15 protein-coding genes are annotated in these 14,526 nt (G+C 62.4%); 6 read left to right on the top strand and 9 right to left on the bottom strand.

Annotated elements, in window-relative coordinates:
• Nucleotides 1-70: 70 nt before the first annotated feature.
• Genes ACN5AZ_RS01300 through ACN5AZ_RS01310 form a run of 3 tightly spaced genes read left to right on the top strand, consistent with a single transcriptional unit; the run spans nt 71 to nt 2,934 of the window.
• Nucleotides 71-940, top strand: coding sequence for a carbohydrate ABC transporter permease (locus ACN5AZ_RS01300; protein ID WP_419427038.1), 870 nt, complete (start codon nt 71-73; stop codon nt 938-940).
• Nucleotides 933-1,832 carry a carbohydrate ABC transporter permease gene (locus tag ACN5AZ_RS01305; RefSeq protein WP_419427039.1) on the top strand — a complete coding sequence of 300 codons (900 nt, stop codon included), beginning with the start codon at nt 933-935 and terminating at the stop codon, nt 1,830-1,832. The genes ACN5AZ_RS01300 and ACN5AZ_RS01305 overlap by 8 nt, the downstream gene beginning before the upstream one ends.
• A 4-nt stretch (nt 1,833-1,836) precedes the next feature.
• Complete coding sequence (locus tag ACN5AZ_RS01310) at nt 1,837-2,934, top strand: ABC transporter ATP-binding protein (RefSeq protein ID WP_419427040.1); 1,098 nt, start codon at nt 1,837-1,839, stop codon at nt 2,932-2,934.
• 60 nt (nt 2,935-2,994) lie between these two features.
• Here the strand turns inward: ACN5AZ_RS01310 and ACN5AZ_RS01315 are convergent, their stop codons facing one another.
• Genes ACN5AZ_RS01315 through ACN5AZ_RS01335 form a run of 5 tightly spaced genes read right to left on the bottom strand, consistent with a single transcriptional unit; the run spans nt 2,995 to nt 8,818 of the window.
• Entirely contained in the window at nt 2,995-4,263 is a 1,269-nt protein-coding gene (locus ACN5AZ_RS01315) for an amidohydrolase family protein (protein WP_419427041.1), read from the bottom strand.
• Entirely contained in the window at nt 4,263-5,207 is a 945-nt protein-coding gene (locus ACN5AZ_RS01320) for an ABC transporter permease (protein WP_419427042.1), read from the bottom strand. Before ACN5AZ_RS01320 ends, ACN5AZ_RS01315 begins: the two co-directional genes overlap by 1 nt.
• 3 nt (nt 5,208-5,210) lie before the next feature.
• Nucleotides 5,211-6,260, bottom strand: coding sequence for an ABC transporter permease (locus ACN5AZ_RS01325; protein WP_419427043.1), 1,050 nt, complete (start codon nt 6,258-6,260; stop codon nt 5,211-5,213).
• Complete coding sequence (locus ACN5AZ_RS01330; RefSeq protein WP_419427044.1) at nt 6,250-7,797, bottom strand: ABC transporter ATP-binding protein; 1,548 nt, start codon at nt 7,795-7,797, stop codon at nt 6,250-6,252. The genes ACN5AZ_RS01325 and ACN5AZ_RS01330 overlap by 11 nt, the downstream gene beginning before the upstream one ends.
• A 1-nt stretch (nt 7,798) precedes the next feature.
• Nucleotides 7,799-8,818: a BMP family protein gene (locus tag ACN5AZ_RS01335; RefSeq protein WP_419427045.1), complete on the bottom strand. Its 1,020-nt coding sequence runs from the start codon at nt 8,816-8,818 to the stop codon at nt 7,799-7,801.
• A 309-nt stretch (nt 8,819-9,127) separates the two neighbouring features.
• Here ACN5AZ_RS01335 and ACN5AZ_RS01340 point away from each other — a divergent pair, with 309 nt between their 5' ends.
• Nucleotides 9,128-9,775, top strand: a complete 648-nt coding sequence (locus ACN5AZ_RS01340; protein WP_419427046.1) for a DsbA family oxidoreductase — start codon at nt 9,128-9,130, stop codon at nt 9,773-9,775.
• Nucleotides 9,776-9,815: 40 nt separating this feature from the next.
• Here the strand turns inward: ACN5AZ_RS01340 and ACN5AZ_RS01345 are convergent, their stop codons facing one another.
• From ACN5AZ_RS01345 to arsB, 3 genes are all read right to left on the bottom strand, one after another.
• Nucleotides 9,816-10,802 (bottom strand): NADPH:quinone reductase, encoded by a 987-nt coding sequence (locus tag ACN5AZ_RS01345; RefSeq protein WP_419427047.1) that lies wholly within the window; start codon nt 10,800-10,802, stop codon nt 9,816-9,818.
• A gap of 72 nt (nt 10,803-10,874) precedes the next feature.
• Nucleotides 10,875-11,603 carry an arsenical resistance protein ArsH gene (gene arsH, locus ACN5AZ_RS01350; protein WP_419427048.1) on the bottom strand — a complete coding sequence of 243 codons (729 nt, stop codon included), beginning with the start codon at nt 11,601-11,603 and terminating at the stop codon, nt 10,875-10,877.
• A gap of 2 nt (nt 11,604-11,605) precedes the next feature.
• A complete protein-coding gene (gene arsB, locus ACN5AZ_RS01355; protein ID WP_419427453.1) occupies nt 11,606-12,619 on the bottom strand; it encodes an ACR3 family arsenite efflux transporter in 1,014 nt (337 codons plus the stop codon).
• Between the two features lie 117 nt (nt 12,620-12,736).
• Here arsB and ACN5AZ_RS01360 point away from each other — a divergent pair, with 117 nt between their 5' ends.
• Nucleotides 12,737-13,057, top strand: coding sequence for an ArsR/SmtB family transcription factor (locus ACN5AZ_RS01360; RefSeq protein ID WP_419427049.1), 321 nt, complete (start codon nt 12,737-12,739; stop codon nt 13,055-13,057).
• A gap of 31 nt (nt 13,058-13,088) precedes the next feature.
• On the opposite strand, the gene ACN5AZ_RS01365 is transcribed toward ACN5AZ_RS01360, so the two are convergent.
• Nucleotides 13,089-13,289 (bottom strand): hypothetical protein, encoded by a 201-nt coding sequence (locus ACN5AZ_RS01365; RefSeq protein ID WP_419427050.1) that lies wholly within the window; start codon nt 13,287-13,289, stop codon nt 13,089-13,091.
• A 191-nt stretch (nt 13,290-13,480) separates the two neighbouring features.
• Between ACN5AZ_RS01365 and ACN5AZ_RS01370 the strand changes: the two genes are divergently transcribed.
• Nucleotides 13,481-14,494, top strand: a complete 1,014-nt coding sequence (locus ACN5AZ_RS01370) for a YHYH protein (RefSeq protein ID WP_419427051.1) — start codon at nt 13,481-13,483, stop codon at nt 14,492-14,494.
• Nucleotides 14,495-14,526 lie beyond the last annotated feature (32 nt).

The following is a 14,526-nucleotide window of genomic DNA, read 5'->3' on the forward strand; positions in this document are numbered from 1 at the left end:
CACAATCTAGTAAACCTATTCTGTCGCCCCTTCGCGGGCGGCAGGATCTCCAAACGTGCGAGGGGGCAGGATGCAATTCCTAGAACGCAACTTACCAAAGATCATGCTGGCGCCGTCCTTTGTGGCGATCCTGATCTTTGTTTACGGCTTTATTGCCTGGACCGGGTGGGTGTCTTTGACCCGTAGCCGCCTGCTTCCGAAATATGAAATCGAAGGCTTTATCCAATACGAACGGCTGTTCAGCTCGCTGCGTTGGGATACGGCCTTTGGCAACCTGTTCCTGTTTGGCGGGCTATTTATCGGCATCTCGATGCTGCTTGGGCTGGCCTTGGCGATTTTCCTTGATCAGGATATTCGCGCCGAAGGGGCCATTCGCACGATCTACCTCTATCCGATGGCGCTTTCGATGATTGTCACGGGCACCGCATGGAAATGGATTCTGAACCCCGGATTGGGGCTGGAGGCCATGGTGCGCAGCTGGGGTTTTGAAAACTTCACCTTCGACTGGTTGGTGAATTCCGACATGGCCATTTACACGGTGGTTCTGGCGGCGATCTGGCAAAGCTCGGGGTTTGTGATGGCGCTGTTTCTTGCGGGTCTGCGGTCCGTGGATGGCGAGATCATCAAGGCCGCGCAGATTGACGGCATCCCCACATGGCGGATCTATTCCGCGATCATCATTCCGTCGATGGCACCGATCTTTTTGTCCGCCTTTATCGTGCTGGCCCACTTGGCAATCAAAAGCTTTGATCTTGTGATTGCGCTGACCGGCGGGGGCCCGGGTTTCGCGACCGATTTGCCCGCGACCTATATGTTCTCCATGGCGTTTTCGCGCGGCGATATCGGTCAGGCGGCAAGCTCTGCCATGGTGATGATGGCCGTCGTTTTCACAATTGTGGTGCCGTATCTCTACTCAGAATTGCGAGTGAAAAATGACTGATGCAACACTTTCTTACGGTCAGGCCCGCACGCAAAGCCGTGTCGGCAAGACCGTGCTGCGCTGGCTGCTGTATGTGCTGCTGATTGCCTTTGCGCTGTTCTACCTTGCGCCGCTGTTCGTGATGGTGACCACGTCATTGAAAAGCCTTGAGGAAATCCGCACGGGCGATCTGATTTCCCTGCCGCGTTCAGTGACGTTCGATGCGTGGCGGACCGCTTGGTCCGGTGCCTGCACAGGCATCCAGTGCGAAGGCGTGCGACCTTTCTTCTGGAATTCGGTGCTGATTGCGGTGCCTGCGGTTTTGCTGTCGACGGTGATCGGTGCAATCAATGGCTACGTCGTGGCGCAATGGCGCTTCAAAGGGGCGAATATTTTCTTTGCGCTGTTGTTGTTCGGCTGCTTTATCCCGTTCCAAGTGGTCCTTTTGCCAATGGCGCGGATGCTGGGGCTGATGGGCATTGCGGGCACCATTCCGGGGCTGATCTTTGTCCACGTGGTCTACGGTCTGGGCTTTACCACGCTGTTTTTCCGCAACTACTACGTGTCAATTCCGGCAGAGCTGGTCAAAGCGGCCAAAGTCGACGGGGCAGGGTTCTTTCGCATCTTCTGGTCGATTTTCTTGCCGCTTTCGCTGCCGATCATTGTTGTGACGATCATCTGGCAATTCACGCAGATCTGGAATGACTTCCTGTTTGGCGTGTCCTTTTCCCAATCGGGCACGCAGCCTGTGACGGTCGCGCTGAACAATATCGTAAACTCCACCACCGGCGTCAAAGAATACAACGTGGATATGGCCGCCGCGATCATCGCAGCCTTGCCCACACTGATTGTCTATGTCGTCGCCGGCAAATACTTCATCCGCGGGCTGACCGCCGGTTCTGTGAAAGGCTGATCCCATGGCTCCTATTCTTGACATCCAAGGGCTGTATAAAAACTACGGCAGCACCGAAATCCTCAAGGACATCAATGTCTCTATCGATAAGGGGGATTTCCTTGTGCTGGTTGGCCCCTCGGGTTGCGGTAAATCCACATTGCTCAATTGCATTGCGGGGCTTGAGCCGATCACTGGCGGCACGCTGAGCATCGGCGGGCAGGATATGACCAACGTCAGCCCAAAGGACCGCGACATTGCGATGGTGTTCCAATCCTACGCTTTGTACCCCACGATGACGGTCGCGAAAAACATCACCTTCGGGATGAAGGTGCGCGGCGTCGATCCGGCAGTGCAGGAACAAAAGCTCGCCAAAGTGGCGGATCAGTTGCAGATCAAGCCGCTGCTCAACCGCCGTCCCGGCCAACTGTCCGGTGGCCAGCGTCAACGTGTGGCCATGGGGCGGGCGCTGGTGCGCGATCCAAAGCTGTTCTTGTTCGACGAGCCTCTGTCCAACCTCGATGCCAAGTTGCGCGTGGAAATGCGCACAGAGATCAAGGCCTTGCACCAGAACCTTGGGGCGACAATGGTCTATGTGACCCACGACCAGATCGAGGCGATGACACTGGCCACCAAGATCGTGGTGATGAAGGGCGGCGTGATCCAGCAGATCGGCACACCCGCCGAGATCTACAACCGGCCCGCCAATATGTTCGTCGCGGATTTCATGGGCAGCCCGGCCATGAACCTGATCCCCGCGAAAACAAAGCCCAACGGCACCGGCAGCTACATCGAAATCGCGGGCGACAATGGCGAGACCGTCGTGCTGAAGGACGAGGCCACCAGCAACCTGCCTGCGGATGTGATCATCGGCGTCCGCCCCGAGGATATCTCGGAGCAGGGGCTGCGGGGCGGGCAGGCGCTGCAAGAAGCCGAGTGCATGATCGACATGGTCGAACCGGCGGGCGCGGATACCTTTGTGGTGATGCGTCTGGGCGGCAAACCGGTGACCGCGCGCCTGCATGCAGAGACGACCGCACAGGCTGGGGCGCGGCAAAAGCTGTCCTTTGATCTGGGCAAAGTGTCCTACTTCGAGCCCGAGACCGGAAAACGCCTGAACTGACGCCTCCCTCAGGACAGGACAATGGCCGTGGCCCCGAATGTGGGGCCGCGGCTTTTTCGTTCAGCGGCGGCGGCGTACGCTGTCGGGACGACCGGGCAGGGACAGGCCGGCGTCGCCACGGGGGCTGCGCGCCACCACACGGCCCTTTGACACAACCGCAAGACGCGCGGGCCGCAGGCGCAAGGCATCGACCGGTGTTGTCGCATCCAGCACAACCAGCGAGGCCAGCGCCCCCTTGAGCAGGCCATAATCGCGAAGCCCGATGATCTGCGCGTTGGTTTCGGTCACCATGGTAAAGCAGCGGGCCATTTCATCTGGATGGGTCATCTGCGCGACGTGCATCCCCATAAAGGCCACATCCAGCATGTCGGCGGTGCCCAGCGAATACCACGGGTCCAGCACACAGTCCTGACCCCAGCCCACGGTGATGCCTAAGGCCTGCATTTCCTTGACCCGTGTCAGACCGCGCCGCTTGGGGTAGGTGTCGTGACGCCCCTGCAGCACGATATTGATCAAGGGATTGGGAATGGCCGCGATCTCGGCCTCGGCGATCAGCGGCAGCAGCTTCGAGACATAGTAGTTGTCCATCGAATGCATCGACGTCAGGTGGCTGCCAGCTACACGGCCCTGCAGCCCTAGGCGCTGTGTCTCAAACGCCAGCGTCTCGATGTGGCGGCTCAGCGGATCATCGGTCTCGTCACAATGGATGTCGACGGGCAGGCCGCGAGCGGCGGCGATCTCGCACAGATCGGTCAGCGACGCCGCGCCATCGGTCATGGTGCGTTCAAAATGCGGGATGCCGCCCACCACATCCACGCCCATATCCAGCGCGCGCAACACATTGTCCCGCCCCGTGGCGCTGCGATACAGCCCGTCTTGTGGAAAGGCCACCAGTTGCAAATCAAGATAGTCTTTGACCTTGTCGCGCAGTTCCAGCATGGCGGTGACCGTGTTGAGGTGGTCGGGGGTGGTGTCCACATGCGTGCGGATCGCAAGCAGCCCCATCGACACGGCCCAATCGCAATAGCGCAGACCGCGTTCCACCATCTCGTCCACGGTGGCAAGGTCTCGCAGTTCTCCCCACAACGAGATCCCTTCGAGCAGCGTGCCAGAGGCATTCAGACGCGGCAGCCCATAGGATAGCGTCGCATCCATGTGAAAATGCGGATCGACAAAGGGCGGGCTGACCAGATCGCCGCTGGCGTCTATGGTCTCGCCCGCCTCTGCGGTGATGTCGGGCGCGACTTCGGCGATGCGGTCGCCCTTGATCGCGATATCGGCCACGCGACCATCGGGCAGGGTGCCGCCTTTGACCAGAATATCGAACATCAGCGTTCTCCTTTGTTGAACGGAACCATGAGGGCGGCGGGCACCTCGGCGCGGCGCGACACAAGGATCAGCGCCAGAATGGACAGCACATAAGGCGTCATGAGAAAAATCTGATAGGGCACGATTGCGCCGATGTCGGTCTGCTGCAGACGGATCTGGAAAGCGTCAAAGCCCGCAAACAACACCGCGCCCAGCAGTGCCTTGCCCGGACGCCACGCGCCAAAGACCACCAGCGCAATACAGATCCAGCCGCGCCCGTTGACCATGTCAAAGAAAAAGCTGTCAAAGGCGGACAGCGTCAGAAAGGCACCACCAACCGCCATCAGCCCGCTTCCCACGATCACAGCCCCCATGCGAATGGCGGTGACTGACAGACCTTGGGCCGCGACGGCAGCGGGGCTTTCACCGGCGGCGCGCACGGCCAGGCCCAGCGGCGTGCGATACATCACATAGGACAGGGCGATCACCACCCCAAAGGCGAGGTAGACGAGCGGCGTCTGTGCAAACAGCGCGGGCCCCAGCAGCGGAATGTCTGACATGAGCGGGATTTCCCATACGGCGAAGGTGTCGATTTTTGGGGGGGATGACACCTCTGGCAGGATGACCCGGTAGCTGTAGAACGTCAGCGACGTGGCCAGCAGCGTGATCCCGATCCCCACCACATGTTGCGACAGGCCAAAGGGCACCGACAGCAGCGAATGGATCAGACCAAAGACCATGCCCGCCAGCATCGCCACAGCCACACCGCCCCACAGCGGCAGACCTGCCCAGACAGCGATCCAGCCCGCAAAGGCCCCCGCGACCATGATCCCCTCGATCCCGAGGTTCAGAACGCCCGCGCGTTCGCACAAGAGCTCGCCCATGGTGGCAAAGATCAACGGGGCCGCGATGCGCACGGTGGCTGCCCAGAAAGAGGCCGACAGCAGGATATCCAGCATCTCCATCGCTCAGTCCCTTCGCAGGCGGAATTTGGTGACAAGGATTGCCAGCACGACCAGCAACAGCGCCGTGGCCAACAGGATATGCGCCAAATAGGGCGGGACGCCGATGGCACGGCTCATGGCGTCGGCCCCCACCGAAATGGCGGCCACAAACAGGGCCGCGACCACAACGCCCAGCGGGTGCAGCAGTGCCAACATGGCCACCACGATGCCGGTGTAGCCAAAGCCCGGCGACAGATCGAGCGTCAGCGATCCTTTCAGGCCTGCCACCTCGGAGAAGCCCGCCAGTGCGGCCAAGCCGCCCGACAGCAAAGCGGTTTTCAGGATGACGGCTGTGACAGGAATACCGGCAAAGCGCGCAGCCTCGGCGTTCTGGCCCACGGCGCGCATCTCGAACCCCAGCGTGGTGCGTGTGTCGATGATCCACACCGCCACCGCCGCAATCAGCGCGAGTCCAAACCCCCAATGCAGCCGCAAGCCTTCAACGATGCGGGGCAGGCGGGCCTCGGGGATCAGGCGGGCCGACTTGGGCCAGCCCATGCCCATCGGGTCCTTCAGCGGCCCTTCAAGCAGGTAGGACACGAACAGCAGAAAGATAAAGTTGAACAGCAGGGTGGTGACCACCTCATCGACGCCAAGCCGCGTTTTCAGCAAGGCCGGCACCAGCAACAGCAGCCCGCCTGCGAGCAGGGCGCACAGCCCCATCAGCGGCAAAAGCACGCCCGCAGGCAGCGCCAGCGCGCCGGTGCCCAGCAGCACCGCAACCACCGCGCCCATATACAGCTGCGCCTCGGCCCCGATGTTCCACAGCTTCGCGCGAAAGGCCACGGCCACCGCCAATCCCGTAAAGATCAGGGGAGTGGCCCGGTTCAGCGTCTCCAGCAGGGCAAATTTGGACCCGAAGGCCCCCGTCAGGATCGCGCCGGTGACGCGCAGCGGATCGCCCCCCGCCACCATGGCCAACAGGGCGGCGATCACAAAGCTGGCAAGGATCGCCGCCATGATCGGCAGCACGCGCCGCGCCAAGCTGGGGGCGGCAATGGGTTCAAGACGCATCGCGGATCTCCGCAGCAAAGCCGTCACCGGCCATCCAGACGCCCAGTTCGTCAGCGTCCACCGTGCCACGGGCAAAGACGGGGCTGAGCCGCCCCTCCGATATGACGTGAATGCGGTCCGACAGGGTCATGATTTCGTCGAGGTCCTCGGATATGACCAGCACGGCGGCCCCGGCATCGCGGGCGGCCTTGAGACGGGCATGGATGTCATTGACGGCACCGATGTCCAAGCCGCGCACCGGCTGGTTGGCAAGGATGATGTGAGGCGCCTGTTCCAGAACGCGACCCAGCACCAGCTTTTGCATATTGCCGCCCGACAGCAACCGAATGCGGATGTCAGGACCGGGGCAGCGAATGTCATAGGCATCGATCAGCGCCAGCGCATTGCGCCGCGCCGCGCGCCAGTCGATCCAGCCTTTGTTGGCAAAGCGCGTGGCGTAGGTTTCCAGCATGGCGTTTTCGGTCAGATCGAAATCCGCGATGGTGCCGGTGGCATGCCGGTCTTCGGGGATGCGGGCAATGCCGCGGGCGATGGCGTCGCGCGGCGACCAGCGATCCACCGGGGCATCGCCCAGCGTCATTTGCCCCGCACTGGGGGCGATCATGCCTGACAGCAGATCGGACAGGGCGGCCTGACCGTTGCCCGACACGCCCGCAAGCCCCGTGATTTGCCCTGCATGCAGATCCAGCGACACCTGCCGCAGCGGGGTCTGTGTCCCGCGCGCCTTGGTGCTGACGCGGTCCAGCCGCAGCACCACCGGCCCGGCCGGGGCTGCGTCAAAGGCGGGGCGCTGCACCTCGCCGCCGACCATCAGGCGGGCCAGCTCCTCGCGGGTGGTGTCAGCGGTGGTGCGGGTGGCGACCAGCTTGCCATGACGCAGCACGACCACCCGGTCCGAGATCGCCATGACCTCGTGCAGTTTATGCGAGATAAAGACAATCGACAGCCCGCGCGCGATGGCCTGCCGCAGGGTGGCAAAGAGCCCGTCGGCCTCTTGCGGGGTCAGCACCGCCGTGGGTTCATCCAGAATCAGAACACGGGCGTCGCGGTACAACGCCTTGAGGATTTCGACCCGCTGCCGCTCTCCGACGCTGAGCGTGGCGATGCGGGCGTCGGGATCGACCTGCAGCTGGAAAGACTCTGCCAGCGCGCGGATCTTGGCCTTGGCGGCACGCGCAGACAGCGATCCAGCACCCAACTTCTGGGTCCCCAGAACGATGTTTTCCCAGACCGTCAGATTGGCGGCCAGCGTGAAATGCTGGTGGACCATGCCCACGCCCGCATCCAGTGCGGCGCGCGGATTGCCCGGTGGCAAGGGCTGGCCAAAGACCTCGACCTCGCCTGCGTCGGCGGCGTATTGGCCGAACAGAATATTCATCAGCGTGGATTTCCCCGCGCCGTTTTCGCCCAGCAGGGCAATCACCTCGCCCTGGGCCAGATCAAAGCTGATGTCGTCATTTGCGACGACTGGCCCAAAGCGTTTGGTGATGTTGGAAAGGCGCAGCACCACCGGCTGCGCCTTGTCGTCTTGGGTCATGTCAGCTGGATTTCGGTTCGGCGTCGTTGATCTCGACCACGAAGGAGCCGTCCAAAATGGCAGCGGTCTTTTCCTCGACAAGGGCTGTGGCCTCTGCGGGGATCTTGCCCTCGAATGTGCCATAGGGGGCCAGCGAACAGCCGCCTTCCTTCATGAAGGAATACACCCCGTAGTCCGCAGCGGTGAATTCGCCCGCTTTGACGGCGGCAATCGCGGCATCCATTGTCGGCTCGAAATGCCAGATGGCCGATGCGACGACGGTTTCGGGGTAATCGGCCTGCGTGTCGATCACGTTGCCGATGGCCAGAATGCCCTTTTCCTGCGCCGCGTCCGACACGCCAAAACGTTCCGCATAAAGCATATCCGCGCCGTTCTCGATCATGGCAAAGGCGGTTTCTTTGGCCTTGGGCGGATCGAACCACGACCCGATAAACGAGACCTGAAATTCCATATCCGGGTTCATCTCGCGCGCACCGGCCATAAAGGCATGCATCAGGCGGTTGACCTCGGGGATGGGGAAGCCGCCGACCATGCCGATCTTGCCGGTCTCGGACATCGCCCCTGCGATGATCCCCGACAGGTATGACGCGTCCTGGATGTAGTTGTCGAAGACCGACAGGTTGGGCAGGGCGGGGTCATGTTTGAACGACGACCCCATAAGAAAGGCGACCTCGGGGTAGTCGGCGGCGACCTCGCGCGCCTCTGCCTCGGCGCCAAAGATCTCGCCCACGATCATATCGACACCCTGTTCGGCGTATTCACGCATCACACGCGGGTAGTCGGTGTTGGCGGTGTTTTCCGAATAGGTGTAGGTGATGTCGCCACGTTCTTGCGCGGCCAAAGCTGCGATGTGAATGCGGTTCACCCATTGCTGCTCCACCGGTACGGTGTAGATGCCCGCCACCTTCAGCGGGGTCTGGGCCATGGCGGCAAAGGGGGTGGCGGCTGCGATCACCCCAAGCGAGGCCCCTGTTTTCAGTATCTGGCGGCGCGAGGGATGCAAGGCGCGGGCTTTGGTCATTGGCTGGTCTCTTTCGCTGTCGATGTTCGGTATGTTGCGGAGCCTGACACGGATTTGATCAACCGGTAAAGATTTATTCACCATCTCGGCGTGGTGGAGAAATCTGGCCATGCCGTTTCAGGTGGCGTGTGGTGAAAAAACGGGCATCGGCTGGCGCGAGTGTGGAGGCGGGCTGTGACACCGGCTTGTGAACGCGCAGGGCTTGACCTTGGGGGGTGTGGGGCACAGGTGACTAGGCTGATCCAAAGGGCGACAGGCCCTGATCGCACGCAAGCAGGTCGTGACAGGCGGCCAAGGCAGGAGACACATATGACCTTAGCCCCATTGAAAGTGGACATCGTATCCGACGTGGTGTGCCCGTGGTGCGCCATCGGCTACAACCAGCTGCGCATTGCCGCCGAACAGATCGGCCAGCCGCTGGAGATCACGTGGCACCCGTTCGAGCTGAACCCGCAAATGCCGCCCGAGGGGCAGGACCTGCGCGAACATATCGCGCAGAAATACGGCACATCGCCCGAGGAATCGGTGCAGGCGCGCGCGCGGCTGACGGCCTTAGGCGAGGAGTTGGGCTTCACCTTCAACTATCGCGATGACAGCCGCATGCGTAACACCTTTGAGGCGCATCAGGTGATCCATTTCGCAGGCGAAGCCGGCAAGCAGCACGAGATGAAGCTGGCCCTGCTCAAGGCCTTTTTCACCGATCAGCGCGATGTGTCGGACCGCGAGGTTCTGGCGGATGTTGCGGCCTCAATCGGGCTGGACGCAGGCGCGGTGACAGAGATGCTCGACAGCGGGCGGTTGATCCAAACCGTCCGGCAGGAAGAGCAGTTCTGGACGCAGCAAGGCATCTCCGGTGTGCCGTCGATGGTGTTTGCGCGCAAATATCTGGTGACCGGCGCGCAAGGCGTCGACAACTACCTGCAAATTCTGCAGCAAGTCGCCGCCGAAGCCGCCTGATCTGGCAACCGGCCCCGCGTCCGAGCTTTCGGGCGCGGGGTTATACCCGCAGCAGCACCGCACCCTGACGCGTGCCCGTGGCGATCATATCATGCGCCTTGGCGCAGTCCGACAGGGGCAGGGTGTCCGCCACCCGCAGATCCAGCGCATCACGGCTGAGCAGATTGTGCAGGTGGGCGATGGCCTGATCGCGCAGCCGGTCGTCCAGCAAGTAGATCAGCGCCAGCTCGATGGTGACCGCCTTGAACATCAGCGGATAAAACGGAAGCTGCGGGGTCATATCCTGCGCTGACCCATAGGCGGTGATCCGTCCGCCGGGGGCGATGATGCCGGTGTTGGTCTGCACGTTGCGGCCAAATTCGACCTCGACGATGCGATCCACAAAATGCCCGCCGGTGTGGTCCAGAATCTGCACGCCCAGATCCTCGGCGCGGTAGTCGAACACCGCTTCTGCGCCCAAGGCCAAAATGTCCGCGTGATCTTTGGGGTTGGCCGTGCTCAGCACCCGCGCGCCGGAGGCCACGGCAATCTGCACCGCAATGCGCCCCACAGATCCCGCACCGCCCGACACCAGCACCGTTTTGCCCGCCACCGGACCGGCCCCCAGAACCGTATGCGCCGCCGTCAGCCCCGGAATGCCAAGGCACGCCCCTTGGTCCACGCTGACCGCATCGGGCAGGGGGACCGCCTGCGCCTCAGGCAAGGCGATGTATTCGGCGGCGGTGCCAAAGGCGCGCTGCCATTGGCCGTTCCACAGCCAGACGCGCTGGCCCACACGGGCGGGATCGACGCCTTGGCCCACCGCTTCGATCGTGCCTGCGCCGTCACTGTGCGGCACGATCACCGGAAAGGGCGGGGCGGTCACACCGGGGCGGCCTCCGGCGCGGGCGCGAATGTCTGACGGGTTCACGCCGGACCGCTCAATCCGCACCAGCACCTCGCCCGCCGCAGGGGTGGGGGTTGGCAGATCAGACAGCTGCAAAACCTCGGCTGCGGGTCCGAAACGGTCGTAGGTGATGGCTTTCATAGGCGGGTCTTTCGCGTCGGGGGACTTTGCGCCAGATCACCATTCCCCCGCGCCAAGAGCAACCCCCGCGCCCTAGTCGACAGCCTTCGTCTGGTTCACCCGCGCCGACAGGGCCGCGTGGCTTTCGACCCGTTCGGAATAGCGGTCGGTCAGATGGTCCTTCAGGTCGCGGGTCAGCAAGGTGAATTTCACCAGCTCCTCCATCACATCGACGATGCGATTGTAATAGGGCGATGGTTTCATCCGTCCCGCATCGTCAAATTCATCCCAAGCCCGCGCCACAGAGGATTGGTTGGGGATGGTCAGCAGCCGCATCCAGCGGCCCAGAATGCGCAGCTGGTTGACGGTGTTGAACGATTGCGAGCCGCCGCAGACCTGCATCACGGCAAGGGTTTTGCCCTGCGTCGGGCGCACTCCGCCCAAGGATAGCGGGATCCAGTCGATCTGGCTTTTCATAATGCCGGTCATCGCGCCGTGGCGTTCCGGTGACGACCAGACCATGCCCTCGGACCATGTGACGAGGTCGCGCAGTTCCGCGACCTTTGGGTGGTCGGCGTCGCAGCTGTCGGGCTGGGGCAGGTCGCGCGGGTCAAAGATCCGCACCTCCGCGCCAAGCCGGGTCAGAATGCGGGCGGCTTCCTCGGCGGCGAAGCGTGAAAAGCTGCGCTCGCGCAGCGATCCATACAGGATCAGGATGCGCGCAGCGTGGGTGCTGCGCGATTGCGCAAACAGCGCCTCCGGGTCGATGGGGGCAAAACAGTCATCATTCATCTGCGGCGTGTTGGGGGACAGATCGGTCATGGTCAAGCTCCGGTAAAACGTGCACGGGTGCGGTTGGCAAAGGCCACCAGCGATAACATCACCGGCACCTCGACCAGCACGCCCACCACCGTGGCAAGCGCCGCGCCGGAGTTCAGCCCGAACAGTGAAATCGCCACGGCCACCGCCAGTTCAAAGAAGTTCGAGGTCCCGATCATCGCGCAAGGTGCTGCAATCCGGTGCGGCACGCGCAAGACCCAGGCCGCGCCATAGGCCAGCGCAAAGATGCCGTAGGACTGAATAATGATCGGCACGGCGATCAGCGCGATCACGGCAGGGCGGGCCAGAATGGTCTGTCCCTGAAGCCCGAACAGGATCGCCACGGTGGCAATCAGCCCCAGCATCGACAGAGGTTTGATCCGCGCGGTAAAGCCATCGATGGCCGCATCCGATCCCAGAACCTTGCGCGTGATAAATCCGGCGATCAGCGGCAGCACGACATACAGCACGGTCGCCAGCACCAGCGTGTCCCACGGCACGACCACATCGGTCACACCCAATAAAAGGGCTACAATCGGGGCAAAGGCCACAACCATGATCAGATCGTTCACCGATACCTGCACCAGCGTGTAGGTGGCATCGCCGCGCGTCAGCTGCGACCAGACAAAGACCATGGCCGTGCAGGGGGCCGCCCCCAGCAGGATCAGCCCTGCGATGTATTGTGCCGCGTCCTCGGGCGCGATCCACGGGGCAAAGACATGATCGAAAAACAAAACCGCCAGCGCCGCCATGGTAAAGGGTTTGATCCCCCAGTTGACGACCAGCGTGACCAGCAGGCCTTTGGGCTGTTTGGCCACGTCACGAACCGCGCCAAAATCCACCGACACCATCATCGGATAGACCATGGCCCAGATCAGAACCGCCACCACCAGATTGATCGAGGCAATCTCGGCGGCGGCGATGGCCTGAACCAGACCCGGTGCCGCCACGCCGATTGCGATGCCTGCGACCATCGCCAGCCCGACCCACAGGGTCAGCAGGCGTTCGAAACGTCCCATTGGTTCGGACATGATGGCTCCTGTCTGTTTGTCATTTCGGGTAATCACGAAGTGATGCCGGTCTAGGGGCTGGGCCGGTGGCTTGTCAATATCCGTCATTTCGCGTAATTGCGAAGTATGGAGCAGACCACCGCCATTGATGCCTTCTCGGCGCTTGCGCATGACACGCGGCTTTCGATCTTTCGCCTGTTGGTACAGCGCGGGCCGGACGGTGTGCCCGCGATGGAGGTCGGCCGCCTGCTGGATCTCAAACCCTCGACTGTGTCGGGCCATCTCGCGACGCTCAAGCGGGCAGGGCTGGTCAGCGCAGAGCGCCAGCACCGCGAGGTGTTGTATGCGCCGCAGCTGTCCGCCGTGAACGGGCTGGTGAATTTCTTGCTACAGGATTGCTGTGGCGGGGATCCGACCGCCTGTCAGGGCGTCGTCTTGCGTGGCTGACCCCGCCCAAGGTGGGCGGGGTGCCTGAAACTCAGTCGTCCCAGATCGGGGCAAGGCTGTCAGGGGACACCATCCGGCCATCCGCACGCGCCAGCATGTCGATCCGCGCGATCTCTTCGTGAGACAGCGTGATGTCGGCGGCGGTGAGGCTGAGCGCCTCGCTCGCGTCCATGCGAAGGGTCCCCGGATCAAGGTTGGGAATGCTGGCGGGGTCTGGGGTCTGGATGGGCAAGACGTGTCCTCTCGCATGATTTGCTATGGTTTAACCCTATGGGACGCGGTGCGTGTACCACGGCGCAAGGGGGTGGTCGGCCTTGGGGACCTGCATATTTTGACAGCTTTGTTGCGCTAGCTCGGCGCGCGGATTGCGCTAACTCTACGTCACCCCGCCCCAAACCGACCCCATACGGACAGGAGACACCCATGATGCCCCGATCCCCATTCGTTGCTGCCTTGCTGGTCTGCGCAGCCATCCCCGCCCACGCCCACGAGACAGACACCGCTGCGCAGATCGACGGGCTGAAGACCTTTTTTCAGGACGCCAACACTGTCAGCGAGCCTGAGCTGGTAGACTGCACCCTGTCCAGCGGCACCAAGACAAGCTGTTTCTCGATCACCCTGCGGCCTGAACCCACCACCTATACGCCCGGACCGTGGTGTCCCACCCATATCACCGACGGTGCGGACAAGGGCGGGATCTGGATTGTCGACGGCACTGTCGAGGACGTCACCGGCGACTTTATCACCCGCCTTGCAGAGATCTACGGAGACAGTGAATGGAAGCTCTATGACGAAGAGACGGGAGAGGTGCGCTACACCGGCACGCTGGAGGGCTGCGAGGCTGCGGCGCGACCGGATGTAGACGAGGCCTACAACAACTACTGTGTCCAGTGTCTGCCCGACTATGTGCCCGATGACACGGTGATTACTTATGTTATACCGTTGCAGCCGCAGATGGGCGAGACGCCAACCCCAACAAACATGGCCGGATCGGGTCTTGCTTATAACGGGGTGCGCCTTGACGGGCCTGCGCCGCTGGACGCCATCCTGTCCGCGCATACCATCGCAGCCTTTGACGACTGCGGCGGGCATGTGAACACCCATGTGGGGTATCACTATCATGCTGTGACCGATTGTCTGAACGACGCGCCCGCCACCACCACCGAGGTGGCAGATCAAGACCGCCAGATCGGCATTGCGATGGACGGCTTTCCCATCATGGCCCACCGCGCGGATCTGGTGGCGCTGCTCGATTCCTGCAACGGGCTGACCGATGAGGATGGCCACTACCGCTATTACGCGGGCGCGCCGGGATCGAACGCCATCCTTGGATGTCACATGGGCGAGGTCGGCTGCACCCTGCAGACCGAAGGCGGCGTTTGCGATGCCTCCGCCATGGACCGTCGTGGTCCGCCCCCGGCGGCGCGCAACGACTAATCCCCGCCATCTGCCCAAAAAACAGGCGCGGT

The sequence above is a fragment of the Sagittula sp. SSi028 genome, assembly GCF_048553715.1.
Lineage (GTDB): Bacteria > Pseudomonadota > Alphaproteobacteria > Rhodobacterales > Rhodobacteraceae > Sagittula.

Bases quoted from the DNA above. Each gene is read 5' to 3' on its own strand.
- ACN5AZ_RS01320 (WP_419427042.1), bottom strand. From the start codon at position 5,207: ATGGAGATGCTGGATATCCTGCTGTCGGCCTCTTTCTGGGCAGCCACC.
- ACN5AZ_RS01325 (WP_419427043.1), bottom strand. From the start codon at position 6,260: ATGCGTCTTGAACCCATTGCCGCCCCCAGCTTGGCGCGGCGCGTGCTG.
- ACN5AZ_RS01345 (WP_419427047.1), bottom strand. From the start codon at position 10,802: ATGAAAGCCATCACCTACGACCGTTTCGGACCCGCAGCCGAGGTTTTG.
- ACN5AZ_RS01370 (WP_419427051.1), top strand. From the start codon at position 13,481: ATGATGCCCCGATCCCCATTCGTTGCTGCCTTGCTGGTCTGCGCAGCC.
- ACN5AZ_RS01335 (WP_419427045.1), bottom strand. From the start codon at position 8,818: ATGACCAAAGCCCGCGCCTTGCATCCCTCGCGCCGCCAGATACTGAAA.
- ACN5AZ_RS01315 (WP_419427041.1), bottom strand. From the start codon at position 4,263: ATGTTCGATATTCTGGTCAAAGGCGGCACCCTGCCCGATGGTCGCGTG.
- ACN5AZ_RS01340 (WP_419427046.1), top strand. From the start codon at position 9,128: ATGACCTTAGCCCCATTGAAAGTGGACATCGTATCCGACGTGGTGTGC.
- ACN5AZ_RS01360 (WP_419427049.1), top strand. From the start codon at position 12,737: ATGGAGCAGACCACCGCCATTGATGCCTTCTCGGCGCTTGCGCATGAC.
- ACN5AZ_RS01310 (WP_419427040.1), top strand. From the start codon at position 1,837: ATGGCTCCTATTCTTGACATCCAAGGGCTGTATAAAAACTACGGCAGC.
- ACN5AZ_RS01330 (WP_419427044.1), bottom strand. From the start codon at position 7,797: ATGACCCAAGACGACAAGGCGCAGCCGGTGGTGCTGCGCCTTTCCAAC.
- arsH (WP_419427048.1), bottom strand. From the start codon at position 11,603: ATGACCGATCTGTCCCCCAACACGCCGCAGATGAATGATGACTGTTTT.
- ACN5AZ_RS01300 (WP_419427038.1), top strand. From the start codon at position 71: ATGCAATTCCTAGAACGCAACTTACCAAAGATCATGCTGGCGCCGTCC.
- arsB (WP_419427453.1), bottom strand. From the start codon at position 12,619: ATGGGACGTTTCGAACGCCTGCTGACCCTGTGGGTCGGGCTGGCGATG.
- ACN5AZ_RS01305 (WP_419427039.1), top strand. From the start codon at position 933: ATGACTGATGCAACACTTTCTTACGGTCAGGCCCGCACGCAAAGCCGT.